General features: G+C 61.9%; 19 protein-coding genes and 2 tRNA genes. 13 read left to right on the top strand and 8 right to left on the bottom strand.

Annotation, left to right across the window (positions count from 1 at the left end):
* From P8Q88_RS09795 to P8Q88_RS09845, 11 genes are all read left to right on the top strand, one after another.
* Positions 1-76, top strand: a tRNA-Glu gene (locus tag P8Q88_RS09795).
* A 48-nt stretch (positions 77-124) separates the two neighbouring features.
* Positions 125-200: transfer RNA gene (locus P8Q88_RS09800), tRNA-Glu, on the top strand.
* A 71-nt stretch (positions 201-271) separates the two neighbouring features.
* Positions 272-1,456: a sensor histidine kinase gene (locus tag P8Q88_RS09805; RefSeq protein WP_278323658.1), complete on the top strand. Its 1,185-nt coding sequence runs from the start codon at positions 272-274 to the stop codon at positions 1,454-1,456.
* Between the two features lie 97 nt (positions 1,457-1,553).
* Positions 1,554-2,909, top strand: coding sequence for an OprO/OprP family phosphate-selective porin (locus P8Q88_RS09810; RefSeq protein ID WP_278323659.1), 1,356 nt, complete (start codon positions 1,554-1,556; stop codon positions 2,907-2,909).
* Positions 2,910-2,987: 78 nt separating this feature from the next.
* Positions 2,988-4,034, top strand: coding sequence for a substrate-binding domain-containing protein (locus tag P8Q88_RS09815; RefSeq protein ID WP_278323660.1), 1,047 nt, complete (start codon positions 2,988-2,990; stop codon positions 4,032-4,034).
* Between the two features lie 17 nt (positions 4,035-4,051).
* Entirely contained in the window at positions 4,052-5,437 is a 1,386-nt protein-coding gene (gene pstC / locus P8Q88_RS09820; protein ID WP_278323661.1) for a phosphate ABC transporter permease subunit PstC, read from the top strand.
* Between the two features lie 13 nt (positions 5,438-5,450).
* Positions 5,451-6,692 (top strand): phosphate ABC transporter permease PstA, encoded by a 1,242-nt coding sequence (gene pstA / locus P8Q88_RS09825; protein ID WP_278323662.1) that lies wholly within the window; start codon positions 5,451-5,453, stop codon positions 6,690-6,692.
* Complete coding sequence (pstB, locus tag P8Q88_RS09830) at positions 6,686-7,477, top strand: phosphate ABC transporter ATP-binding protein PstB (protein ID WP_278323663.1); 792 nt, start codon at positions 6,686-6,688, stop codon at positions 7,475-7,477. Before pstA ends, pstB begins: the two co-directional genes overlap by 7 nt.
* A gap of 13 nt (positions 7,478-7,490) precedes the next feature.
* The gene (phoU, locus tag P8Q88_RS09835; protein ID WP_278324473.1) at positions 7,491-8,162 is read left to right on the top strand and encodes a phosphate signaling complex protein PhoU; all 672 of its coding nucleotides are present in this window, start codon (positions 7,491-7,493) and stop codon (positions 8,160-8,162) included.
* A 67-nt stretch (positions 8,163-8,229) separates the two neighbouring features.
* Entirely contained in the window at positions 8,230-8,916 is a 687-nt protein-coding gene (gene phoB / locus P8Q88_RS09840) for a phosphate regulon transcriptional regulator PhoB (protein ID WP_278323664.1), read from the top strand.
* 59 nt (positions 8,917-8,975) lie between these two features.
* Positions 8,976-9,950, top strand: coding sequence for a hypothetical protein (locus tag P8Q88_RS09845; protein WP_278323665.1), 975 nt, complete (start codon positions 8,976-8,978; stop codon positions 9,948-9,950).
* A 1-nt stretch (position 9,951) separates the two neighbouring features.
* Here the strand turns inward: P8Q88_RS09845 and P8Q88_RS09850 are convergent, their stop codons facing one another.
* From P8Q88_RS09850 to P8Q88_RS09865, 4 genes are read right to left on the bottom strand one after another with little or no spacing between them, the layout of a single operon-like run.
* Positions 9,952-10,707, bottom strand: coding sequence for an extensin-like domain-containing protein (locus tag P8Q88_RS09850; protein ID WP_347569010.1), 756 nt, complete (start codon positions 10,705-10,707; stop codon positions 9,952-9,954).
* Between the two features lie 36 nt (positions 10,708-10,743).
* Positions 10,744-14,280, bottom strand: a complete 3,537-nt coding sequence (locus tag P8Q88_RS09855; RefSeq protein ID WP_278323667.1) for an error-prone DNA polymerase — start codon at positions 14,278-14,280, stop codon at positions 10,744-10,746.
* A 4-nt stretch (positions 14,281-14,284) separates the two neighbouring features.
* A complete protein-coding gene (locus tag P8Q88_RS09860) occupies positions 14,285-15,736 on the bottom strand; it encodes a UdgX family uracil-DNA binding protein (protein ID WP_278323668.1) in 1,452 nt (483 codons plus the stop codon).
* Positions 15,733-16,977, bottom strand: a complete 1,245-nt coding sequence (locus P8Q88_RS09865; protein WP_278323669.1) for a putative DNA modification/repair radical SAM protein — start codon at positions 16,975-16,977, stop codon at positions 15,733-15,735. Before P8Q88_RS09865 ends, P8Q88_RS09860 begins: the two co-directional genes overlap by 4 nt.
* Before the next feature lie 453 nt (positions 16,978-17,430).
* Here P8Q88_RS09865 and P8Q88_RS15070 point away from each other — a divergent pair, with 453 nt between their 5' ends.
* Entirely contained in the window at positions 17,431-17,601 is a 171-nt protein-coding gene (locus tag P8Q88_RS15070; protein ID WP_446532554.1) for a carbonic anhydrase family protein, read from the top strand.
* A 509-nt stretch (positions 17,602-18,110) separates the two neighbouring features.
* Here the strand turns inward: P8Q88_RS15070 and P8Q88_RS09870 are convergent.
* Together P8Q88_RS09870 and P8Q88_RS09875 are read right to left on the bottom strand one after the other, a co-directional pair.
* The gene (locus tag P8Q88_RS09870; RefSeq protein WP_278323670.1) at positions 18,111-19,655 is read right to left on the bottom strand and encodes a Y-family DNA polymerase; all 1,545 of its coding nucleotides are present in this window, start codon (positions 19,653-19,655) and stop codon (positions 18,111-18,113) included.
* 9 nt (positions 19,656-19,664) lie between these two features.
* Positions 19,665-20,492, bottom strand: a complete 828-nt coding sequence (locus P8Q88_RS09875) for a hypothetical protein (RefSeq protein WP_446532555.1) — start codon at positions 20,490-20,492, stop codon at positions 19,665-19,667.
* 119 nt (positions 20,493-20,611) lie between these two features.
* On the opposite strand from P8Q88_RS09875, the gene P8Q88_RS09880 reads away from it, so the two are divergent.
* A complete protein-coding gene (locus tag P8Q88_RS09880) occupies positions 20,612-21,097 on the top strand; it encodes a pyridoxamine 5'-phosphate oxidase family protein (protein ID WP_278323671.1) in 486 nt (161 codons plus the stop codon).
* A gap of 65 nt (positions 21,098-21,162) precedes the next feature.
* Here the strand turns inward: P8Q88_RS09880 and P8Q88_RS09885 are convergent, their stop codons facing one another.
* Together P8Q88_RS09885 and P8Q88_RS09890 are read right to left on the bottom strand one after the other, a co-directional pair.
* A complete protein-coding gene (locus tag P8Q88_RS09885; RefSeq protein WP_278323672.1) occupies positions 21,163-22,746 on the bottom strand; it encodes an amino acid permease in 1,584 nt (527 codons plus the stop codon).
* A 102-nt stretch (positions 22,747-22,848) separates the two neighbouring features.
* A complete protein-coding gene (locus P8Q88_RS09890) occupies positions 22,849-24,279 on the bottom strand; it encodes a sodium-dependent transporter (RefSeq protein WP_278323673.1) in 1,431 nt (476 codons plus the stop codon).
* Positions 24,280-24,326: the final 47 nt, after the last annotated feature.

The raw sequence follows: 24,326 nt of genomic DNA on the forward strand, positions 1-24,326 counted from the left end.
GGCCCCTTCGTCTAGCGGTCTAGGACGCGGCCCTTTCACGGCTGAAACACGGGTTCGAGTCCCGTAGGGGTCACCACGGTGGCGTTTTGCATTCGCGACAGGCGCAAGCCTGGCGGACGGATGTGGCCCCTTCGTCTAGCGGTCTAGGACGCGGCCCTTTCACGGCTGAAACACGGGTTCGAGTCCCGTAGGGGTCACCACCACCGGTGACTGTGACAAGAATGCGATTGTGATTGGCACGGTAGAGCCCGTGCGGCTAAGCGACGCCGCGATGGACGCTCCCCGCCTTCCCCTCCCGGGTCTAGTGCTAGCGCTCGCGACCTGCGCGATGCTGACGTTGGCAGGCCTCGAACTCACGTCCGCGCTGGCGACCCTGCTGGTGTGGGCGGGATCGCTGTGGCTCGTACGATCCGAGCCACCGCCGTCCCGCGAGGACCGCAATGGTGTCGGCCTTTCGCGAGATGCGATGGGAGATCTCTTCGAATATTCCGAAACACCGGTCCTCATTACCGAAGGCGACCGGGTCATCATCGCAAATCACTCTGCCCGCGGCCTCCTCGGCACGCATATACTGGGGCAGGACGCGCGCATGGCACTGCGTCAGCCCGAAGCGGTGAGATTGCTGGACAGATCCGCCGACGGCACCGCCGTCGTCCGGGGCCTGGCTCGACGAAACGACATCTGGCGAATCAATCGCAAGAAACTCGACGGCAAGCTGGCGGTGATCGAATTGGTCAACAAAACGGCTGAAGCCGATATCGCACGGGCACATACCGATTTCGTTGCCAATGCCAGCCATGAATTGCGAACGCCGCTCGCGTCCATCATCGGCTATGTCGAGACGCTGCGCGAGGATGTTGACAATCTGGACCCTGGCATCGCGGACCGTTTTCTCGCAACGATACAACGCGAAGGTCGACGTCTCCAGGACCTGGTCAGTGACCTCATGTCGCTTTCGCGGATCGAAGCGGAGAAGCACGACGCGCCAAGCGCCCGAGTCGATTTGCGCAAACTCGTCGAGGCCGCGGCACGCGACGGAGCAGGGTCCGACCGCTGGGACCGTCTGGATATCGAGGGGTCCGGCGAGTTTCACGTTCGCGGCGACGAGCAACAATTGGAGCAGCTCGTGCGCAATCTCGTCGACAATGCTCTCAAATACGGTGATCCGGACCAACCGGTAACCGTGCGTCTCCATCCGCGCGGTGACAATCGCGTGCGCCTGACCGTGACCGACCGGGGAGAAGGCATCGCCGCAGAGCATGTGCCCCATCTGACGCGGCGCTTCTACCGAACCGATCCTGGGCGCAGCCGGGCCTCGGGCGGCACTGGCCTCGGCCTCGCAATCGTCAAGCATATCGTCGAACGTCATCGCGGCCGGCTCGATATCGACAGCAAGCTTGGCGAAGGAACGCGTGTTACGGTCACGCTGCCTTTGGATAACGCAACTGCGGATTGATGCCATCCTGAGCATCCATCGCGCCCTGTCACACAACTGTAATTTGACGGTCATAGGGGCGTCGCCGGATCGTAACCAATCCTGCGAAGGACCCCAGATGACCCGAATGATTCGCCTTTCCGTTGCGGCGGCAGCGCTCAGCTGCACGATCGCCACACCCGTATTCGCGCAGGAAGTATCGGTTTCCGCAGATGAGCTCGCCGCAATGCGCGCGCAGCTTGCGGCGATGAACGCCCGGATCGATCAGTTGGAAAGCGAGCTGGAAGCGGCAAAGCAGGTCAACGAAACGCAGAGCACGATGATCGCGGCTGCGGCAGAAAGCTCTGCCAACGCAAAGGTCGCCTCCGAAGCAGCGCCGGTCGGCGAACTAGCGAAAAGCGATGGCTGGAGCTTCAAGCCTCGCGGTCGCTTGCAGTATGACGCCGGCTTTGTCGTCGCTCCAGACTCGACCGGCCGGGAAGATGGCTTCGGGAACGACGTGCGCCGCGCCCGCCTCGGCGCCTCGGGAGACTTGCCCGGGGGCTTCGGCTACAAGTTCGAAGTGGATTTTGCCAATAGCGACGTGGCGGTCACCGATGCCATTATCAGCTATGGCACGGGCGATGTCGAAGTCAGCATCGGTCAATTCAACAATTTCCAGTCGCTGGAAGAACTGACCAGTTCGCTGCACACGAGCTTTATCGAACGCGCAGCCTTTACCGACGCTTTCGGATTTGTCCGGCGCGTCGGCATCGGTGTGGAGTATGCACCGGGCGATGTCTTGCTGCAGGCCGGCGTCTTCAGCGATAATATGGACGATTTGCCCAACGACAGCTGGAGTGCAGACGGGCGTGTCGTTTACATGCCTAAAATCGGCAACACGCAACTCCACCTTGGTGCTTCGGCGCATTATCGCGAGCTCGAGGAAGGAGGCACCGTGCGCTATCGCCAGCGTCCGCTGGTGGCATTCACATCCGAACGCTTCATCAATACCGACACCTTCGAAGCCTCGAGCGAAACCTCCTACGGCCTCGAAGGCGCGATGGTTTCAGGCCCGTTTCACGCCGCTGCCGAAGGCTATTGGCGCAAGGTCGCGACACCAGTTGTCCCCGCCGATCCCACTTTTTTTGGCGGCTATGTCGAAATCGGTTACTTTCTTACCCAAGGCGATACGCGCGGCTACAAGGGCGGGACCTTCGACCGCACCAAGCCGGAGAATCCCGTTGGAGAAGGCGGCCTGGGTTCGTTGCAGATCAACGCGCGTTACGATCGGCTAGATCTGACCGATGCCGGCATCGTAGGCGGTTCGCAGGACGGCTACTACTTGTCGCTTGTCTGGAAACCGACCGACTACGTCATGCTTCTCGCGAACTATGGCAAGCTCGACTACAGCAACGCATTCTATCCCACTGACTCAGGTGACCGATCCTACTCGGTCGACGTGATCGGCCTGCGTGGCCAGGTCGATTTCTGAGACGCGGTCAAACGCCTGTCGCAACCCTGTAATATTGAAGCGCTTAGGCGCCGCTAGTTACCACACAAGGGATCTACCATGACCAAGACCAAATCATTCATCTTCGCCGCCGTCTCGGCTGCTGCGCTCGCCGCTTGCGGTGGCGGCGCCGGTGACTCGACCTCGCGCGATTCGATCCGCGCCGTCGGTTCTTCGACCGTCTTTCCTTTTGCAAAGGCCGTTGCCGAAGCGTTTGTCCGCTCCAACCCCGACTATAAGAGCCCGATTATCGAATCGACCGGCACTGGCGGCGGGATGAAGCTGTTTTGTTCGGGCGTTGGCGCGGACACGCCCGACATGTCGAACGCATCGCGCCGGATGAAGGCGAGCGAGTTCGCCGATTGTCAGGCCAATGGTGTGACGGAGGTCATCGAGATCCAGGTCGGTCTTGATGGAATCGCCTTCGCGTCGGCGCAGGGGGGCATCATGATGAGCCTGACCCCGAAGCAGGTTTACGAAGCGCTCGCCGCCAATCCCTACGGCGAGGAGCAGACGAACCGGACGTGGTCGGACGTCGATCCCTCGCTGCCGAACGAACCGATCCTCGTCTACGGCCCGCCCAGCACTTCGGGCACGCGTGACGCTCTCAAGGAACTCGTCCTCGAGGTCGGTTGCGACACCAATGCCGAAATGAAGGCGCTCAAGGACAGCGACGAAGATCGTCACGCTCAGCTGTGCACGGAAGTGCGCTCGGATGGCGCTTATGTCGACCAGGGCGAGCAGGACAATCTGATCGTCCAGAAGATCGAAGGCAACCCGAAGGCCGTCGGTGTTTTCGGATACAGCTATCTTGAGGAAAACGCGGACAAGGTTCAGGGCCTGCCCATGAATGGCGTCGATCCGACGTATGAGAACATCGCCAATTTCGAATATCCCGGCGCTCGTCCGCTCTATGTCTACGTGAAGAAGGCGCACCTCGACGCGATCCCGGGCCTGAAGGAATACCTTGCTCAGTGGACCAAGATGTGGGGCAAAGGTGAGGAACTCTCGAAGATCGGGCTTGTCGCCTCGCCTGACGACGTTATGGCGGCCAACACCCAAGCCGCGCTCGAGTACACCACGCTCGACGGCTCGCAGCTGAAGTAAGGCGAAACAACCCGCGTATGTCACCAGCCATCCTGCTTCTCCTGGCCCTTGGCCTCGGGCTCGCCGGATGGTTGGCGGCTCGCGCTCGTGCATGGGCTTTCCGGTGCGAGAGCGCGGACGGGCGCCTCGCCAGTCTGCCAACCTACCATGCGTGGTATGTCGCCCTCTGGATCGTGCTGCCCGTGGTCGCTTTCATTGCCGTATGGAGCGCGATCGCGCCCGGCCTCGTGGCGCAGAGCGTTCTTGCCAGTCCCGCTGCAGCGGATTTGCCGGCATTCGGCTTCCAGCGGCAGACAATCCTGAACGAGGCGCGCGCAGTCGCGACCGGAGCAGCGCCGGCGGTTTTCAACCCGCAAGCCCGTGCCCTGGTCGAACCTTTCCGTGACGCCCTGTCGTACTACAATACCATTGGCATTGTAGTAACGGTGCTGATTGCGTTTCTGGCAGGCGCATGGGCATTCCTTCGCCTGAAGCCCGACTTCGCCGCACGCAGCCGGGTCGAACGGATCGTGATGGCAATCCTGCTCGGCGCATCGTTGGTGGCCATCCTGACCACCATCGGCATCCTCGGCAGCCTGGTTTTCGAAACCGTGCGCTTTTTCGGCATGGTGTCGCCGCTCGACTTTCTGTTCGGCACCCACTGGGGCCCCGACCCCATGGGCAATCCCGAAAATCCCGACCCGACACGTTACGGTGCCGTCCCCCTGTTCTGGGGCACACTGTTCATCGGTGCGATCATCGCAATGATCGTCGCCATCCCTCTCGGTCTGATGAGCGCGATCTATCTGACCCAATATGCCAATCCCAAAATCCGGTCCTGGGTAAAGCCCGCGCTCGAAATTCTCGCCGGCGTGCCGACGGTCGTTTACGGCTATTTCGCCGCACTCACCATTGCGCCCGCGATCCGCGATCTGGCCCTGCAACTGGGCGCCTCCAGTGCCTCGAGCGAAAGCGCCTTGGCCGCAGGGCTCGTGATGGGCGTCATGATCATCCCCTTCGTCAGCTCGATGGCCGACGACAGCATTGCTGCCGTGCCGCAGGCGATGCGCGATGGCAGCCTGGCGATGGGTGCAACCACCAGTGAAACGATCCGCCGTGTCCTGGTACCCGCCGCCCTGCCCGGCATCGTGGCGGGCATCATGCTCGCCATCAGTCGTGCGATCGGAGAAACGATGATCGTCGTGATGGCCGCCTCCACCGCGGCTAACCTCAGCGGGAATCCGCTCGAAGCCATGACCACGGTGACAGTCCAGATCGTTGCCATGCTCACGGGCGAAGGCAGCTTCGACCATCCTGCCACACTCAGCGCCTTCGCGCTGGGCTTCGTCCTGTTCATGGTGACGCTGGGCCTCAACTTCGTCGCGCTGCGCGTCGTCAAACGGTATCGCGAAGCTTATGAGTGACCAGGAACCCACAATGCGCGCGCCGACCCGGACCGCCGCTTTCGAAGCGCGACTGAAGCAGCGCTACGCCGCCGAACGTCGGTTCAAGGCAATCGGCCTCAGTGCGATCCTGTTTTCCGTGGCAGTGCTCGTCTTCCTCTTGGGCACGATGACCTTGAACGGGATTGGCGGGTTTCAGCGCGTCGAGCTGCAAGTGCCGATCGACTTCACCGAGGCTGGCCTCGCTGCCGATCCCTCCGCCATGGCGCAACCCGGCGCTATCCAGGCGCTGGAGGCGCAGGGGCTGCCCGATGTCGTGCAGTATTTCGCAGTCGAAGAACTTGGCGAGGATGCGGCGGGGCAACTCGGCGGTCAGGCCTGGCGTGATGTCGCTGCCGCAATCATATCCGACCCGTCGATCCTTCGCGAGCAGGCGACGTTCTCCTTGCCAGCATCCGCTGATTTGGCAGCTGGCTATGAAGGCGAGGGTTCTGCAGAGATGCAGCGAATGGCCGCGTCGCTCTATGACCAGGGCAAGATCGACAAAAACCTCGATCCCGGTTTTCTGACGCGCGCCGATGCGACTAATCCGCAGCAAGTCGGCATCTGGGGCGCGCTCAAGGGCTCGATGCTGACGATGGTCGTCACCCTACTTCTGGCATTTCCGATAGGCGTCTTGGCGGCGCTGTATCTCGAGGAATATGCTCCGAAGAACAAATGGACCGATCTGATCGAGCTGTCGATCAACAACCTCGCGGCGGTCCCCTCGATCATCTTCGGCCTGCTTGGCCTCGCCGTGTTCCTGACGATCTTCCCGAATCTAAGATCAGCTCCGGTCATCGGTGGCATGACACTGGCGCTGATGACCATGCCGGTCATCGTCATCGCCGGCCGCAACGCGATCAAGGCCGTTCCGCCCAGCATTCGCGACGGCGCTTTGGCAGTAGGCGCTTCACCGGTTCAGGTGGTCTTTCACCATGTCTTGCCGCTAGCCTTGCCCGGTATCCTGACCGGGACGATCATCGGCATGGCTCGTGCCCTTGGCGAGACCGCACCACTCCTGATGATCGGGATGCGTGCCTTCGTTGCCACCCCTCCCGATGGTTTCACTTCACCCGCAACAGTCTTGCCGATGCAGATTTTCCTCTGGTCCGATGAAATCGACCGGGGATTCGTGGAGCGCACCAGCGCTGCGATTATCGTGCTACTGTTATTCCTGCTCGTGATGAACGGGCTGGCAATCTACCTGCGCAACAAATTCGAGAAGACATGGTGACCGTAGTCCACGAAAATCTTGATGTGACCGACGCCAAGATGAGCACGCGCGACGTCTCCGTCTATTACGGCGACAAGAAAGCGATCGACGAGGTCTCGATCGATATTCCGACGAAATACGTCACCGCTTTCATTGGCCCCTCCGGATGCGGCAAATCGACCTTCCTGCGCACGCTGAATCGCATGAATGACACGATACCTTCGGCACGTGTCGAGGGGGAAATCACGCTCGACGGCGAAGATATCTATCGGTCCAAGATGGACGTCGTCCAGTTGCGCGCGCGTGTTGGAATGGTCTTCCAGAAGCCGAACCCCTTTCCCAAATCGATTTACGACAACATCGCCTATGGCCCGAAGATCCACGGCCTCGCCGAAGGCAAGGAAGAACTCGACGCTGTCGTCGAACGGTCCCTCAAGCGCGCGGGGTTGTGGGAAGAGGTCAAGGACCGCCTGAGCGATAGCGGCACGGCCCTCTCGGGCGGTCAGCAGCAGCGCTTGTGCATCGCGCGCGCAATCGCCGTCGACCCAGAAGTCATCCTCATGGACGAACCCTGTTCCGCACTGGACCCGATCGCCACGGCCAAGATCGAAGAACTGATCGCCGAATTGAACGGTCGCTACGCCATCGTGATCGTGACGCACTCGATGCAGCAAGCGGCCCGCGTCAGCCAGCGTACCGCCTTCTTCCACTTGGGAAAGATGGTGGAGTATGGTCGTACTTCTGACATATTCACCAATCCGCTCGAACAGCGGACTCAGGATTATATTACCGGGCGATACGGATAACATCATGGATTCCATGCAAGAACATACCGTCAAGGCCTTCGACGAGGACATCACGCGGCTCCGCGGCCTGATCGCCGAAATGGGCGGCCTCGCGGAAGCCGCCATCCAGCAGGCGATCGAAGCGCTCGTGAAAGGCGACGATGCCCTGTCGGACCGGATCGTGAAGGGCGACAAGAAAATCGACGTGCTCGAAAGCGAGGTCGACAGGCTGGCGGTCCGCATCATTGCCTTGCGCGCCCCAATGGCGGATGATTTGCGCGAGGTAATCGCAGCGCTCAAGATCGCCGGCGTCGTCGAGCGGATCGGCGATTATTCCAAGAATATTGCCAAGGCGAGCAAGGAGATCGGATCGAACCGCAAGCAGTTCGAGCCGCTGACCCTGCTCCCGGCCATGGCCGAAGTGGCGAGCGAGATGGTCCATGATGTGTTGACGGCTTACGCCGCGCGCGATGCCGAATTGGCGCGCGAAGTCATCGCCACCGACGAGAAGGTCGACGCCTTCTATAACTCGATTTTCCGCAACCTTGTCAGTCACATGGTCGAAAACCCGTCCACCATTTCAAGCGCGGCACAGCTTCTCTTCGTGGCGCGCAATCTCGAACGCATCGGCGATCATGCGACCAATGTTGCCGAAATGGTACATTTCGCAGCGGTCGGAACCTATCCGCCCGATGACGACGACTGACACAATTCTGTAGCGCGAAGGTCATACTGCCATGCCCGATACGAACTCATCGCGGGAAGGCAAAAACGTGCACGCGGCCAAACTCTTGCTGGTCGAAGATGACCCAGCGCTATCGGAACTTCTGGAATACCGTTTCGCGAACGAGGGCTACAATGTCCGGACCACGGCCGATGGCGACGAGGCGCTTATCCTTGCGTCCGAGGACACTCCCGACCTCGTCATTCTGGACTGGATGATCGAGGGCACCAGCGGGATCGAGGTCTGCCGACGGCTCCGGCGCGACAAGGAGACGGCGCACGTCCCGATCATCATGCTGACAGCACGCGAAGCGGAAGATGATCGCGTCAGGGGCCTCGAGACGGGCGCCGACGACTATCTCACCAAGCCCTTTAGTCCACGTGAATTGCTGGCCAGAGTTGCGGCGGTGATGCGGCGCATCCGCCCCGCCCTCGCAGGTGAGGTTATCGAGGTCGGCGACATCGCGCTCGATCCTGTGGCGCACAAGGTGACACGTCGCGGGCGCACATTACAACTCGGCCCGACCGAATACCGGCTGCTCAAGTTCTTCATGGAGAGTCCCGGTCGGGTGTTCAGCCGTGGACAATTGCTTGACGGAGTCTGGGGCACGGAAAGCGACATCGAATTGCGTACGGTCGATGTGCATATTCGCCGCCTGCGCAAGGCGATCGAGATCGACGGTGCCAAGGACCCGGTACGTACTGTGCGCAGCGCCGGCTATTCCCTGGAAGCCTGACCGGTTCATCGAGGAAACAGCCATTCGGTCTATCGTTGCTTCAAATAGTGGAGGCAGCGATGTTTGAGCGAACGGTGTCGGCGGTCCTCGCCGCTGCGACGACTGCAGCGCTCTTTGCTTGCATTCCGGCGGTGCAGCAAACCGCCGAAGAGCCGGAAAATGTTTCAGGAAATGGCACGTCACCTTTTGCTCGCGCTGCTCCCGTATCAGCGACAGGCGATGTGACCGGCGAATGGGATATCATCAGCTTCGATGGATACGAGCCGCGCCGCACCTTCGGCTCAACCCGCGCAGCCTTCGCTGATTTCGGCGCTACGGGGGTCGCTTTGCGGATCGAATGCAATTATTCCGGCGCGCGCGGCATCATTCGTGACGGCCGCTTTGTCTCGCAACCCGACGACGGAGTGCAGACTGCCATGGGCTGCAGCGATGAAGCCATGGCGCGCGAAGCGGCCCTCTTCGATTTCTTCTTCCAAGATCCAGCAGTCGAAAAGCTGCCAAACGGCCAGATACGTCTTGTCGCAGGCGCGACCGAACTATTGCTGGAAAGGCCTGAACAGCGCAGGCTGGCCTTCCTCCCGAAGCCACAGGAAATCCTTGGCGAATGGCGACTCGTCGAAATCGTGCGCTATTACGACGGCGGTGGCTATGGCGGCGGCGGATTGTCCGAAGTTCCGGGCCGCATCAGCTTCGATGGGATCACGGCCGGCTACACGCGATGCCCGCGATATGACCTGACTTATCGCTACACCGAAGATGGCCGCATTTCCAAGATTGATGGCCCGACACTGCCCGATCGACCGAGCAACTGTGAACCCCTAGCCGCCACCGGCCATTCGCCGGACATGCCGACACCGTGGAATGTGCTGACCGTCCTCCATGACGATCCCTGGCTGGAGAAGGTCGAGGACGACACGCTGTTGATGGCAACCGAACGTTATGGCGTGGTGCTCACCCGCAAACCGTGCGAAATGCTGGAGCAATCCGACGATCACAGCGAAACGCGCATGGTCGATTGCGCCTCGCCGCGATAGGTCATCGGCAAACGCCTCTCCAGCGTGGGCTCATGTCGAGATGCAAGTGGTCGGCATGTGCGGCATTGTAATCCGGCCCCAGAACCGTCGAGAACCCGTCGCACGCACCCTGGTGTGCCTTGCGTAGGAATTCTGCTTCCGGTGTGTTTCCCTGCCAATCGCGCAGCACGCTGATATATCGCCCGTCTTCCAGCTCGAAGCCCGCGATATCGATGGCATTGGCAGTCGCATGCTCGCTCCATGGTCCCTCGTCGCGTCCATAGAGACGTCGACAGGAGTAAGCGCCAAGATGTCGGATCTGCGCGATTCCCGAATCCAGGGTCTCTTGGGCGAGAGGAGTCAGCACGTCTCGCTCCCATATGTGTAGGGCGACGGCAGCCGGGCATGTAATAGCCGGGGTATCAGGACTTAGAGGGAAAGCGGACAGGCGGGTCCTGTCCTCTCGCCGACAGGCACCCTCCCCCGCAGGATCAAGCGTCGAGAAGGCTACGTCACTGCGTTCGAGAACGGCCCGGCACTGGACCGGATCGTCACGCAATTTCAGTAGCTTGCTTTGCGTCGCCCAGCCTGCCGGGTCACGCAGGTTTAGGGGTGCCCACGGATTATGCTGTGGATGCCCCGCCAGCCAGACACGTCCTGCAAGCAAGAGCCCGAGCAGCAATAGCGCGCCGACCACGCGGCGGTCGGCGCGGAATTTGCCGATGCGTCTGGAAAAGAGCGTTGTCACGCGCCACCGAGCCGATTGGTGATCCGACACCTCATGCGATGCACAAAGCCGCTTGTAGCCCCGCCATCAATGAAAATCTCGCGACTTGGGAATGATCCGCACATCGCGCGGATGTGAGCCGCGCCAACCGCATTCGCGATTGCCGGGCGGCGGCTCCTGCCATGGCTCGACCGGCTTGTAGGGATCCTCGCTTCCTTCACGTAGATTATCGCGCGGGTTGAATTTGTCGGGCAGCGGTGAATTGACATGGTCGGCGCGCGCGACCGGCGCATTGAGCATATCGTCCGACAGGCGATAGAGCTGGTGGGTCGCGTCGGCCATGTGATGTGCGATGACGTGAATAACCTCGTCGTCATATTCCACCCGGCCGCGCACCTCCATCAGCCGGCTGCCCATGACGACACGGCGCTGCTTTTCCTTGAGATCGGGCCACACGACGAGATTGATCACGCCCGTCTCGTCCTCCAGCGTGATGAAACAGACGCCCTTCGCACTGCCCGGTCGCTGGCGGATAAGCACCACGCCCGCGACATGGACCATGCTGCGGAATTTGCGCGCACGCAGGTCGCAGGCCCGCACGAAGCCGCGTTCGGCCAGAGACGCGCGCAGGAAGGCCATCGGATGCGCCTTGAGGCTGAGCCGGGTCGTCTGGTAATCGGCCACCACTTCTTCTGACAGCGGCATCGACGGAAGCCGGGTGGGCGATGCTTCGGCGCCCTCGTCGCGCGCCGCCGCGGCAGCGAACAGCGGCAGGTCCGGTCCGCCCACCAGGCTGCGCGCATCCCACAAGGCCTGACGCCGTGATAGCTGCATCGAGCCGAAACAATCCGCGCTCGCGAGCCGCTCGATATGTGCGGGACCGATGCGGGCACGATCCCGCACCGCCGTGACGTCGGCATAGGAGCCGTTCTCGGCACGCTCGGCAATCAACCGTGCTGCCACGGCTTCCGACAAGCCGTCGACCTGACGAAGACCGAGGCGCAGAGCCACATGCTGGTCGAGCCGGCCATTGTCTCCCAGGCGTTGACTGGTCTCCTCCACCCGTTCCAGCGTGCAATCCCATTGGGACAGATTGACGTCAGCCGGCAGCACCGTGACGCCATGCTCCACCGCATCGCGCACGATCTGGGCGGGCGCATAAAAGCCCATCGGCTGCGAATTGAGCAGCGCACAGCCGAACGCGGCCGGGAAGTGGCATTTCAGCCAGCTCGACACATAGACGAGATGCGCGAAGCTGGCGGCATGGCTTTCGGGAAAGCCATATTCGCCGAACCCACGGATCTGGTTGAAACAGCGCTGGGCGAATTCGCGGTCGTACCCCCGCTCGACCATGCGCTCGACCATCATGTCCTGCAACTCGTCGACCATGCCGCGACTGCGGAAGGTCGCCATCGCCTTGCGCAAGCGATTGGCTTCGCGGCTCGAAAACTTCGCGGCATCGAGCGCGATTTTCATCGCCTGTTCCTGGAAGATCGGTACGCCCAGCGTACGCTCGAGGATGCTGGACAACTCGTCCGGCGGGCCGTGTTCGGGCGATGGAGCGGGAATAATGACCTGCTCCGCACCGCGGCGACGCTTGAGATAGGGGTGGACCATGTCACCCTGGATGGGTCCCGGGCGCACGATGGCGACCTGGATCACGAGATCGTAGAACTCGCGCGGACGCAGCCGCGGAAGCATGTTCATCTGCGCGCGGCTTTCGACCTGGAACACACCCAGCGAGTCCCCCTTGCGCAGCATCGCATAGGTTTCCGGATCCTCACGCGGGACAGTGGCCAGCGTGAGCGTGCGGCCATGGTGATCGTCCAGCAGGTCGAGACATTTGCGGATGCAGGTCAGCATACCCAGCGCCAGAACGTCAACCTTGAGAATGCCCAACGCCTCGATATCGTCCTTGTCCCATTCGATGAAACTGCGTTCGGGCATGGCGCCATTGCCGATCGGCACGGTCTCGGTCAGCGCACTCTCGGTGAGGATGAAGCCGCCGACGTGCTGCGATAAATGGCGTGGCATACCAATCATTTGCTCGGTCAGTTTCAGGACACGGCGCAAGTGCGGATCGGTTACATCCATACCGGTTTCGGCGGCGTGCGCCTCGCTGATTTCGCGACCCCATCCGCCCCATACGGTCTTGGCGAGCGCGGCGGTCACATCCTCGGTCAGGCCCATTGCCTTGCCCACCTCGCGGATCGCCATGCGCGGGCGATAGTGGATGACGGTGGCGCACAGACCTGCGCGATGGCGGCCGTATTTGCGATAGATATACTGGATAACCTCTTCGCGTCGTTCGTGCTCGAAATCGACGTCGATGTCGGGCGGCTCCTTGCGTTCTTCCGAAATGAAGCGATCGAACAGCAACGCATGCCGGGCCGGGTCGACGCTGGTAATGCCGAGGCAATAGCAGACGGCGGAATTCGCCGCGCTACCGCGCCCCTGGCACAGGATCGGCGGATCGCATCGCCGCGCATAATCGACGATGTCCTTGATGGTCAGGAAATAGCGCGCCAGGTCGAGCTTGCCGATGAGCGCCAGTTCCTTGTGCAGCGTCTGACGCACGCTGTCGGGTAGCCCTGCTGGATAGCGCCATTCCGCACCCTTCCACGTCTCGCTTTCGAGAAAAGCCTGCGGTGGCTGGCCGTCCGGGTAGATTTCCTCCGGATACTCATAGGCCAGTTCATCGAGCGAGAAGTTGCAGGCATCGGCCACCTCGCGCGTAGCGGCGATGGCATGCGGCCAACGCTCGAACAGCCGTATCATTGTCTCGGGCGGCTTGAGATAGCGTTCAGCATTGCCGTGGAGCAGATGCCCTGCCGCCGCCACCGTGGTCTTGTGCCGGATCGCGGTCATCACGTCCTGTAGCGGGCGCCGGTCGGGCGTGGCGTAATGCACGTCGTTGGTGGCGAGGATCGATACACCGTTTGCGCGAGCCAGTGCGTCGAGATGCCCGATCCTGGCGACATCATCGCCGCGATAGAGATAGCTGGCGGCGATATGGCGCATGGTTGCCAAGCCGGCGACGAGATGCGGCACGATGGCCTCGAACGGGCCCGTAATGCTTTCCTGAACCTGCTGTCCGCCGAGACCCACGACATTGCTGGCCCACGCTGGGACGGTGAAGGCCGCCTTGAGATCGCTCGGCGGCAGCAGGATCAGTTGCACATTCTCGGCATGATCAGCCAGCATCGCAAGGCTGATGTCGCACTCGCCCTTGGCCTGCCATTCGCCATCCAGCGTCCGCATTCGGCCTGCGGAAATCAGCCGGCATAGACGGCCGTAAGCGGTTCGGTTCTCCGGATAGGCGAGCAAGGAAAGGCCCTCGATCGTTTCTATCCGGCAACCGATAAGGGGTTTTATCTTCAGCGTTTTCGCTTCGGAATGAATGCGTACCACCCCGGCCATGCTGTTCGCATCGGCAATTCCGATCGCATCATAACCATGCGCATGTGCAGCGAGCATGAGATCGACCGCGTCCGAGGCTCCGCGCAGGAAGCTGAAGCAGGACAGGAGACCCAATTCGACGAAGGCGCCGCGCAGCGGCGCATCTATCGTGTCCGGATCAAGCTCGATCGTGCGCTTGGGGATCTGGAGGTCGTTTTCGGGCATCGCGTCACCCGGCCAGTTCCTCGAGCCGCTCCTTCACCGCCGCCAGATCGGCATCGAACAGGCGCGCCTGCTCTTCGCGCGCCGCGCCATCGAGCCGCAACAGGTAGGACGGGTGTGCCGTGACCCAGAGCTCGCTCCCATCATCGAGTTCGATTGGTGCGCCGCGAACTTTTGAAATGCTGACCGTCTTGCCCAACATGCCCCGAGCCGCGCTCGCTCCCATGGCGAGCACCAGCTTCGGCTGCACGATCGCGCGTTCGCTCTCGATCCACCAGCGGCAGGTATCAATTTCCTTCGCGCCGGGGCTCTGGTGAAGCCGTCGCTTGCCGCGCTGGACATATTTGAAATGCTTGACCGCATTAGTGACATAAGCCGCCTTGCGCTCGATCCCGGCTTTTTCGAGGTGGCGATCGAGCAGTTGCCCTGCCGGCCCCACGAAGGGTCGACCCACCTGGTCCTCCTGGTCGCCGGGCTGTTCACCGACGATCATCAAGGCGGCATCCTGCGGCCCTTCACCCATGACCGCATGATTGTCGAGCTGGCCGATCGGGCACTTGCGGCAGCCATGGATCGCCTTGTCGATCGCTGCCAGCGTTTCAGGTCGCTCTTCGAATTCCAGCGCACCCTTCTCGACCATCTTCGCCTCGCGTCCCTGGGCCCCTGCCACCAGCTCGGGAATGAGCGCGGCTTCAGGCATGTTCTTCCAGTATTTCTTGGGCATCTCCTTGAGCATGGCCCCGATCTTCAAACGCGCCGGATTGAAAATGGATGCGTAATAGCTGCGCCACAGATCCTCCATCGGATCGCCTTGCGGCGCATCGCTGCGCTCGGCCGGCGGCCCTTCGCGCATGATTTCGCCATCCCAATGCAGCGAGCCGCGCGGCGTCAGGATCGACCACTGCATATTGGAAAAGCGCCGCATGAAGAAGCCGGCGTTGGCGCGCACGATGTGGTGGTCGGGCTCGAACCAGGCGACGTAGTGCTCCTGCGTCTCACCGTCCTTTTCGCTCTCCACGAGTCGGAATCGTACGAACGCGTGCATCTTGTGGCTGTCGCGCCGCACGTTTTTGTCGAGCTCCTCGACCCGGCGAACATCGGGATCGGCCTTGTCTTCCATCATCCGCGGATTGGCCTGCAGTCGCCACAGCAGGCGATAGAGCAGCGCGAACCGCTCCGGATCGGAATGCAGGATCGCATTGCGCGCCAGGCTTACGAACCGGCGATTGGCACGCACCGGCTTCGCATCGGGATCGGGCACGGGGCTGCGCCGCTCGCCGTGAGCGAAGAGATCGCCGCTACCCCCAGGTTCGACCCAGGCGACCCGGTCGGGCGGAACCTCGCACTGGACCAGCGCGCGCGCCCGCTCGCGCCAGAAATCGAAATCGTCGGGCGTCGGCATTTGTACGACATAATATGTGCCGAGCTTCACATTGGCGAGATTGCGCGCAGTCTTCATGCGGCAAACAGCTCTAGCTGCTCGGTCCTCGGCGCGAGCAGCCTGCGCAGGTCCGCCCGGTCGGTCAACGTGACAGGCTGCCAGTCGACCGTGCAGATGAACGGCCGAACCTTGGTGATGGACTGGGTCAGCAATGCCACGTCGTCCAGGCGCAGGTTACGATGCCGCCGACTGGCCAGGATCTTGTGCACCGCCTTCACGCCCAGGCCGGGCACGCGCAGCAGTTGTTCCTTGCTCGCCCGGTTGACGTCGACCGGGAAAGCGTCGCGAAACTTCAAGGCCCATGCAAGCTTGGGATCGATATCGAGCGGCAAATTGCCGTCCGCCTCGGTCGCCTGCATCACCTCGGTCGGCTTGTAGCCATAGAAACGCATCAACCAATCGGACTGGTAAAGGCGATGCTCGCGGATCAGCGGCGGACGCTTCAACGGCAATACGGCGCTGGCATCCGGAATGGGCGAGAAAGCGCTGTAGTAAACCCGGCGCAAGCGAAAGTTGTCGTAGAGCCGGCTTGCCTTGCCAACGATATCGGCATCGGTCGCAGCGTCGGCACCGACAATCATCTGTGTCGACTGGCCCGCGGGTGCAAAGCGCGGCGCATGCCTGAACCGCTTGCGGGCATCCTTCGCCTCGACAAGATCGGCCTTTACCTTGCCCATCGCGCCTTCGATCTGGCCCGCATTCTTGTCGGGCGCGAGTCGGGTGAGGCCGCTGTCGGTCGGCAACTCTACATTGATCGAGACGCGATCTGCATAAAGCCCCGCCTGATGGACGATCTCGGCATCGGCTTCGGGGATGGTCTTGAGATGGATATAGCCGCGAAAATCGTGCTCTTCCCGCAGGATGCGGGCGACTTCCACGATCTGTTCCATTGTATGATTCGAGCTTTTCACGATGCCCGAGGAGAGAAACAGCCCTTCGATGTAATTGCGCCGGTAGAAAGCGAGCGTGAGGTCTACCACTTCCTGCGGCGTGAAACGCGCCCGCGCCACGTTCGAACTCTTGCGGTTGACGCAGTAGTGGCAGTCGAACACGCAATGATTGGTCAGCAGGATCTTGAGCAGGCTGATACAGCGACCGTCGGGCGCATAGGCATGACATATGCCCATCCCTTCGGTCGAACCGATTCCCTTGCCACCCAGCGAGTTCTTCTTCGCTGTCCCGGATGACGCGCAGGAAGCATCGTATTTCGCCGCATCGGCGAGAATCTCCAGCTTTTGAAGGATGGTCTGCGAAGCCATTCGTTCTTTATATGTTCTACCGATGGGTTTTCCAACAGCAAATCGAAGAAGCATTGAACCGGGCCGACCATTCGACGTAAATAAGCCACGGACCGGGCCACTCTGGCGGGCACTCATGCGCACGCTATGTCGGACGTATGATAGCCTGCAATTGGCGTGGATGAATGCAATCCACGGCGCAGGCTGATCTCTTCCCGAGAAATTCAACTTGGGACAGGTGCACTTTCACGCTCCTTCCGAACATGCCTTTAATGACGATCGCTTCCGCTCGTCGCGCATTTTGTTCACGCCACCGATGCGGGTGAGCTGGGGGTCCTCGGCGTAATGTACGAGCAGGGCGGAGCTAACAGCGCCTTGGCCAGCATCGTGGATGGCGTCGGCCAGGGTAATGGAGCATCCGTTTCTTTCGACGTGAACGACATGGTCCCTGAGGCCTCCAGCATTTAACGGTACATGGGCTCGCTCACCACACCACCGTGCAGCGAAGGCGTGAACTGGCACATCGCCGAGACCGTAATGACCGCCAGTGCAGAACAGATTGCAGCGATGGAAGCCAGCCTCGGCCCCAGCGCCAGGTCGCTTCAGCCGCTCGGTTCCCGACCGCTGGTTGCACCTGTGGAGTGAAATAGCGCCCGCCTGGCACTACGCCAGGCGGGCATGCTTAACGCGTCAGTGACCGTCTTCTTCAACTCGCCGCTAAGGACACGGACGCATTTCTGCGCGTAAGGGGGGCGACGGTTGGCACTGTTCCAGAGAAAACCGGCAACTGCACAGGCGGAGCGGCGGATCGCACGCCGACATGTCGTGGACTGCGCCGCGCGCCTGCAGCTTCTGGGTGGAGAACACGCTGGAAAACTCAGCAACTTGTCGATCGACGGGGCGCGGTTCGAAGCATCCGCCCCTCCTGCCGCGGGGGTCTCCGGACTGCTCGCCTGGGGCGATCAGGAGCAATGGTGCAAAGTGGTCTGGAGCCGGGATAACAGTTGCGGTGTAGTTTTCGAGCGCAGCATCCCGCAGGCCGTAGTCGACGCGACCTCCGAGACCGTTGAGGTCGAACCGGGACCAAGCGCCGACTTCAGCAAAATACCGCTTGGGCAGAGGCGCGCACGACGCATGGCAGTGGTACCCAAGGCTTAGGCACACAAACCCTGCATATACCAATCGGGTGCACCACCACGCCCATCGCCGACGATACCCTGGCGATAAATCCAGTAGCGTCGGCCACATTCGTCCTCGATCCTGTAATAGTCGCGCAGGCGCGCAGAACCGCGTTCGCGCCACCATTCGGGTGCGATCCGTTCGGGGCCCTCCACCCGCGCGACTTCATGTACATGACCGCGCCAGCGAAATCGCTGGGGATAGCCATCGGGCGTGGCGTAGAGCACCGCGATATGCTCCGGCGCATCGAGCATTTTCAGCGGGCGCGCGTGGAATTCCAAACTGCCCTGCACTAGCGGCTCGGCCTCGAGCGGAGGTTGCCAGCGTTGCGCGCGCTCGGGAATATGACTGGCGAAGGGGACCGGGCGACTGACCGCCTTGGGGCCGAGTCTGACCGTCAGCCTGTCGATGCAGGCGGCAAGCGAAGTCCCGTGGATTTCGGCACCCGCTTCGATATCGCCCTGCTCCAGCGCCAGCGGCTCTGCCCAGCTGGCGCGCAGGCGCAACATCTCGATCCCGAAACCGGCATCGATATCGTCGAGCCGTGTGGCGAATAAACGGCAAATATGCGCTGGATCGCGTGACGCGGCAGCCATTTCCAGCTGGCGCACCGCTACCTCACCATCGACACGCCACAGGCCCAGTTCGAGCCGCCGTGCACCGAGCCCCTTGCCCTCCAGTTCGCGTGCCATGTCGACGGCAAGATCGCCGACTACCTGATCCAGTAGCGCGCGGTGGCGAATCGGTTCCATCAGGCGGCGCTGGACGAGCGGCATCTGCTGCGGGATGACCGGAAGAAGCGGTTCGGGCACCCGGCCGAGCAGCTGGTCGAGCCGGATCAGCGGATTGGCCGCGGGCGACTTGCGGTTGCGGAACCGCCGGTGCAGCGCGTCGCGACCGATCATAGTGATATCCCCGATCCGCTTGAGGCCGAGGCGACGCAATACCGTCAGCACATCGCTGTCGAGGCGCAGTGCAGCTACTGGCAGATCCGATAAGGCCCGCTCTATATCGGCATCGACGATTGCGGCAGGCGGGCCGTAGTGTGCCAGCGCCCATGCCGCTCCCGCAGTGGGCGCGATGGCCGCCCGAAGGGCGAGGTGGCGCTGGTCGAAGGCGGCGGACACATCGTCGAGCAGGGCCCCTTCCCCCCCGAACAGATGCGGCACCGCGGTCACGTCGACCAGCACGCCGTCGGGCGCATCCATCGCCGACCATGGCCCCCAGCGACGCGCCCAGGCAGCGAGCTTTTCGAGGAATGCCAGGTCACCTGCCGGGTCGGATGGGGCGGTCGCGATTTCAGGGCACAGCGTGCGTACGTCGGCCAGCATCATACCGGCTCTCGCCCCTGCCGTCTTCCCTGCACGATTGGCCGCTTCGATGCGCGGGCCGTGTGCGGTTTCGGCAATCAGGACAAGGGGCCTGTCATCGAATTCGCGGCGGTCTGGCGAGCCCTGTCGCCAGCGATCGATTGCCATCGCCGGAAGCCAGATTGAAAGAATGCGCCGCGATCCGGCCATGTCGCACGGTCAGCCCCGCGCGATTAGCGGACGCGTTGCCGCCTCGCCGAAGAACGCTCGCCCGATCGAACCGCCAGTCGAAGGAACATCGCGACCCTGTCCCGCACGACGTGCAGACAACGATCCGCCCGTTTGCGACAACACCCAGTGTCCCGGCGCATGCGAACGCGCACGGAAAAGTTCCGCCTGCCATGCCGGCTGGCCCGGGGCCTGCGCATTCCATCGGGGCGTGTCTGAACGTGCCGAGGTCACCTCCCAACGCATCCGGGCAGACGAGAGGTCTCGCGCGGCGTCCAGGCGCACGAGGTACAGCGGTACACCATGCTTTTGCGCCGCCAGCGTCAACCGGCGTGAAGCGGTGAAATCGAGCGAACGAGGATTGCCCGCGACCTCTCCGATGACGAAAGCGAGATCGCGACAGCGCAGCCCTTCTTCCAGCGCGAAGAGCGCGTCTTCGGGCTTTTCGGCCAGCACATGAACAATGCGCGATTGCAATTCGCGGGGCAAGCCCGCGCGATAGGGGCGCCCGCCGATCCTTGCCGCATCGCGGGTCTGCACCCACAGCACGCTGCGCCGGTCCTCTGCTTCCTGCCCTGCCGGGCGAGGCAGGTGCTGCAGGTCGTCCAGTGCGAGCGCCAACGCCACCCCTGCACCGGCCGCTTCGCGCGAGGAGGCGAAAACCTCGTTATGCAGTGCCGCCCCTTGCCGCATTGCAAGGCCGGGACGCCAGCGTGCACTCCGCTGGGCGGACAGGGCCGCGACGTCCGCGAAGGATGCCAGCGGCAGAGCGGCCTGATCGGCCGAGCGATCGGTAAGAGACATAGTGGAGCGACTCATATGTTCTTATTATGTTCCAATCCGGATCGATTCGCAATCGCTCCCGCCAAACTCTCGCCGATACGGAACGCCTCCCCATCCACGAACGTTGGCAGGAAAACATGTGAAAGGACCACTTGATGAAACATGCCGCCGGAAACCCCGACAAGCTCAAGACCGAATTCTGGAAAGCCATGGCGGATTCGCCCTTTGTCTTTCTTGAACTCGACGGACGACCTGACACCGCCGTTCCCATGACTGCGCAGCTCGACAAGGATGCCAACAGCTCGATCTGGTTCTTCACACACAAGAAAAGCGATTTCGCCCAGCTCGGCGCTGCTACCGCGACCTTCGCAGGCAAGGGGCATGAAATGTTTGCCCGCTTTGGCGGCAAGCTGGCTGTCGAAACCAGCAAGGAACGCTTCGACCATTTCTGGAACAATTTCGTCGAGGCCTGGTACGACGGCGGCAAGAACGATCCCGACATCCTGTTCCTGCGCATGGACCTCGGAACGGCAGAAATATGGAACGGTGATCTAGGCGTCCTCAATACGGCCAAGATGGCACTCGGCATGAACGTGCATGACGAAGCCGAAGAACAGCATGCCGAGAAGGTCGACCTCTAAACGGGTCCTTCTCCAAATGACCTGTAAAAACGAAAGGGCCGCCCTTGCCGGGCGGCCTTTTCTCGTCAGTCGGCGCTGGCAGACGGGTGGATCGGCACCATGGTTTCCTCGCCCGCGACATCATCGACCACTTCAATGATTCCTTTGCCCAGATGACTGCTGCGGCGACTGTAGCCGAAATAGACTATCAGGCCGATCGCGGACCATACCGGCAGGACCAGCATCGCCTCCAGCGGGAGGTTGAGGAACAGGAAAGCGCAGCCTGCGATTGTCGCCGGCCCGACGAACCACAGCGCCGGGGTGCGAAAGTCGCGCTTGCGGTCGGGCGCTGTTCGACGCAGGACCATCACCGCGACCGCCACCATCAGGAAAGCATAAAGCGTGCCGGCATTGGCAATATCCGCCAACTGCCCAACCGGGAAGAATGCCGCACCGACTGCGACGATCGCGCCGGTCAAGGCGGTGACCACATAGGGCGTCTTCCATCGCGGATGGACCTTGGACAGGCCTGCGGGCAGCAGCCCGTCCCTGCTCATCACGAAGAAGATGCGTGTTTGCGCAAACAGCAAGACAAGGATGACCGAGGGAAGTGCCAGGAAGGCCGCGATGCCGAGCATGTTGCCGATCCCGGAGAACCCGATCTGGCGCAGGACATGAGCGAGCGCCTCGTCTGAGCAGACGAGGGCATCGGCATAAAGTGGGAGAGCGCATTGCCGGGCAAGTTCTTCCGACCCCGCAGGAAACGGAATGCCGCCCGGCCCCATGATAGGCTGCCCGCCAATGGTGCCGATCGCGCCCGCCGCGACCAGGATGTAGAAAACCGTGCAAAATACCAGCGACCCGACCAGGCCGATGGGAACATTGCGTTGCGGATCCTTGGTCTCCTCCGCCGCCGTTGAGACGGCATCGAAGCCGACATAGGCGAAAAAGATCGTCGCGGCGGCCCCTACCGCCCCGACCCCGGTGCCGAACCCGCCGAAAATCCCTGCAGGTAGGAACGGGTTGAATTGGTCGGGATCGAAATAGGCGCTGGTCAGTGTGAGCCCGATAAAGGCGGTCAGTGCCGTAACCTTGATAGCCACGAGCACCGCATTGACCTTGGCGCTTTCGCTGGTGCCGATCATCAGCAGCCAAGTCACCAGCAGGGCGATCACCAGCGCGGGCAGGTTGATCAACCCTCCCGGCTCTCCCCCAAGAGCGAGCGGCCCGGCTGACAGCCATTGCGGAAGGTTGATACCGAGAAACTCATTGAGGATCGTGCCGGAGAAATACCCGGACCAACCAACCGAAACCGCCGATGCAGCAATCGCGTACTCCAGGATCAGCGCCCATCCGACCGTCCAGGCCAGCAATTCCCCCATTGTCGCGTAGCTATAGGTGTAGGCTGATCCTGCCACAGGGATCATGGCAGCGATTTCCGCATAGCAAAGCGCTGCGACCACGCAGACGGCACCCGCGATAACGAAGGCCAGCATCAGACCCGGCCCCGCCTTCTGCGCCCCGGCAGCGGTAAGGACGAAGATCCCTGTCCCGATGATGCAGCCGATACCGAACAGCATCAATTGCCATGCGCCAAGCGAACGGTGCAGCGATTTCCTTTGCGCCGCCGCGAGAATTGCGTCGAGCGGCTTCACTCTGTCGAGGATCATATGTGCGTGCAGGCTCCACCGGATCGCCGCGGAAACCTCCCCGCTCGGACAGCCGGAAGCTGCCGATTACTCGGAAATTTTGCGGTCGCCTAGCGCAAAATGTCAGGAGGGCAGAATGCTGGGGAACAATCCGGTCACGAGGATAATCGCCACTGCGATCGGGCACAGCCACGCGATGAGAAACCGCCAGATGCCAAAAGCCACCGGCGAAAGGCCGGTGGTCGAGCGCAGCAGCGTCGTGTCGGCCTTCCATCCGATGAAGATCGAGGTGAGCAAGGCGCCGATCGGCAGCATGACCTTGCCGGTAAATCCATCGACCGTGTCGAGAATGTCGGTGTTTTCGAACAACGACCAGAAGCCGAGTGGCCGGACATCGGCCCACACATTGTAGCCCAGCAGGCAGGCGATCCCGATCACGAAGGCGCCGCCGCCGAAGATCAAGGCCGACTTGTGGCGACTCCAGCCGCGCTCGCCGATACCCCAAGCAGTCGGCACTTCGAGCAACGAAATCGAGCTGGTGATCGCAGCCACGAGGATCAGGACGAAGAACAGGAAACCGAACAGCGCCCCGGCCGGCATGGTCTGGAAAGCGAACGGCAGCGTCTGGAACACCAGCGTCGGCCCCGCCGCAGGATCGAGCCCGACTGCCAGCACGATCGGGAAAATCATGAGGCCCGCAAGCAATGCCACGCTCGTATCGGCAAGTGCGATGAGCGCCGAAGTCGGCCCCAGTCCGCTACCTTCCTTGATGTAAGACCCATAAGTGATGAGTCCGGCAACGCCGAGCGACAGTGAGAAAAGTGCCTGTCCCAGCGCCGAGTTCATCACTTGCGGAGTCAGTTTTGACCAGTCGGGTGTGAAAAGGAATGTGACGGCATCACCGATATCGCCCTCGATCGCCCCGTAAACCACGAGGCCGACAAGCAGGACGAAAAACAGTGGCATCAGATAGGTTGCCGCCTTTTCGATGCCCGAGCTCACGCCGCGCGCGACGATGAACAAGGTGAGGCCCATAAAAGCGAAGTGCATCGCGAGCAGGAGGCCGGGATTGGCGAACATGTCACCGAGGCGCTGCTGGATCTGCGCCTCGTCTTCGCCCACCAAGGCCCCCCGGAACGGGTCGCCGGACATGATGGCATCGACCAGATCGGCCCCCATGACGCCTGAATAATAGAGCACCCAACCCGCTACGACCGAGTAGAAGGAGACGATAAGAAAAGCCGCCAGCGCCCCGATGCCGCCGAAGATCGACCATGCAGGCGATGCGTTGGACTGGCCAGCTACCCTGCGGATGGAACCCACTGCATCGGTCTGGCCTACGCGACCGATGAAAATCTCGGAAAGCACCAGGGGCAGGCCAAGGAGGAAAACGCAGGCAATGTAGAAGAGGACGAAGGCACCGCCACCGCTTTCGCCCGCAAGGGTCGGAAACCGCCAGATATTGCCAAGACCTACGGCAGCTCCCACCGATGCCAGAATGAAAGCCGAGCGGGATGACCAGCCTTCGCCGGTCGAAGTGGTGGTGGCGACCATTATCGTCTTTTCCTCTCTGGACGGCGGCCCCTCTGCCGCCCGTTCCC

Source organism: Qipengyuania marincola, from assembly GCF_029688625.1.
Lineage (GTDB): Bacteria > Pseudomonadota > Alphaproteobacteria > Sphingomonadales > Sphingomonadaceae > Qipengyuania.

Bases quoted from the DNA above. Each gene is read 5' to 3' on its own strand.
- P8Q88_RS09805 (WP_278323658.1), top strand. From the start codon at position 272: ATGGACGCTCCCCGCCTTCCCCTCCCGGGTCTAGTGCTAGCGCTCGCG.
- P8Q88_RS09810 (WP_278323659.1), top strand. From the start codon at position 1,554: ATGACCCGAATGATTCGCCTTTCCGTTGCGGCGGCAGCGCTCAGCTGC.
- P8Q88_RS09815 (WP_278323660.1), top strand. From the start codon at position 2,988: ATGACCAAGACCAAATCATTCATCTTCGCCGCCGTCTCGGCTGCTGCG.
- pstC (WP_278323661.1), top strand. From the start codon at position 4,052: ATGTCACCAGCCATCCTGCTTCTCCTGGCCCTTGGCCTCGGGCTCGCC.
- pstA (WP_278323662.1), top strand. From the start codon at position 5,451: ATGCGCGCGCCGACCCGGACCGCCGCTTTCGAAGCGCGACTGAAGCAG.
- pstB (WP_278323663.1), top strand. From the start codon at position 6,686: ATGGTGACCGTAGTCCACGAAAATCTTGATGTGACCGACGCCAAGATG.
- phoU (WP_278324473.1), top strand. From the start codon at position 7,491: ATGCAAGAACATACCGTCAAGGCCTTCGACGAGGACATCACGCGGCTC.
- P8Q88_RS09845 (WP_278323665.1), top strand. From the start codon at position 8,976: ATGTTTGAGCGAACGGTGTCGGCGGTCCTCGCCGCTGCGACGACTGCA.
- P8Q88_RS09855 (WP_278323667.1), bottom strand. From the start codon at position 14,280: ATGCCCGAAAACGACCTCCAGATCCCCAAGCGCACGATCGAGCTTGAT.
- P8Q88_RS09860 (WP_278323668.1), bottom strand. From the start codon at position 15,736: ATGAAGACTGCGCGCAATCTCGCCAATGTGAAGCTCGGCACATATTAT.
- P8Q88_RS09865 (WP_278323669.1), bottom strand. From the start codon at position 16,977: ATGGCTTCGCAGACCATCCTTCAAAAGCTGGAGATTCTCGCCGATGCG.
- P8Q88_RS15070 (WP_446532554.1), top strand. From the start codon at position 17,431: ATGGGCTCGCTCACCACACCACCGTGCAGCGAAGGCGTGAACTGGCAC.
- P8Q88_RS09870 (WP_278323670.1), bottom strand. From the start codon at position 19,655: ATGGCCGGATCGCGGCGCATTCTTTCAATCTGGCTTCCGGCGATGGCA.
- P8Q88_RS09875 (WP_446532555.1), bottom strand. From the start codon at position 20,492: ATGAGTCGCTCCACTATGTCTCTTACCGATCGCTCGGCCGATCAGGCC.
- P8Q88_RS09880 (WP_278323671.1), top strand. From the start codon at position 20,612: ATGAAACATGCCGCCGGAAACCCCGACAAGCTCAAGACCGAATTCTGG.
- P8Q88_RS09885 (WP_278323672.1), bottom strand. From the start codon at position 22,746: ATGATCCTCGACAGAGTGAAGCCGCTCGACGCAATTCTCGCGGCGGCG.
- P8Q88_RS09890 (WP_278323673.1), bottom strand. From the start codon at position 24,279: ATGGTCGCCACCACCACTTCGACCGGCGAAGGCTGGTCATCCCGCTCG.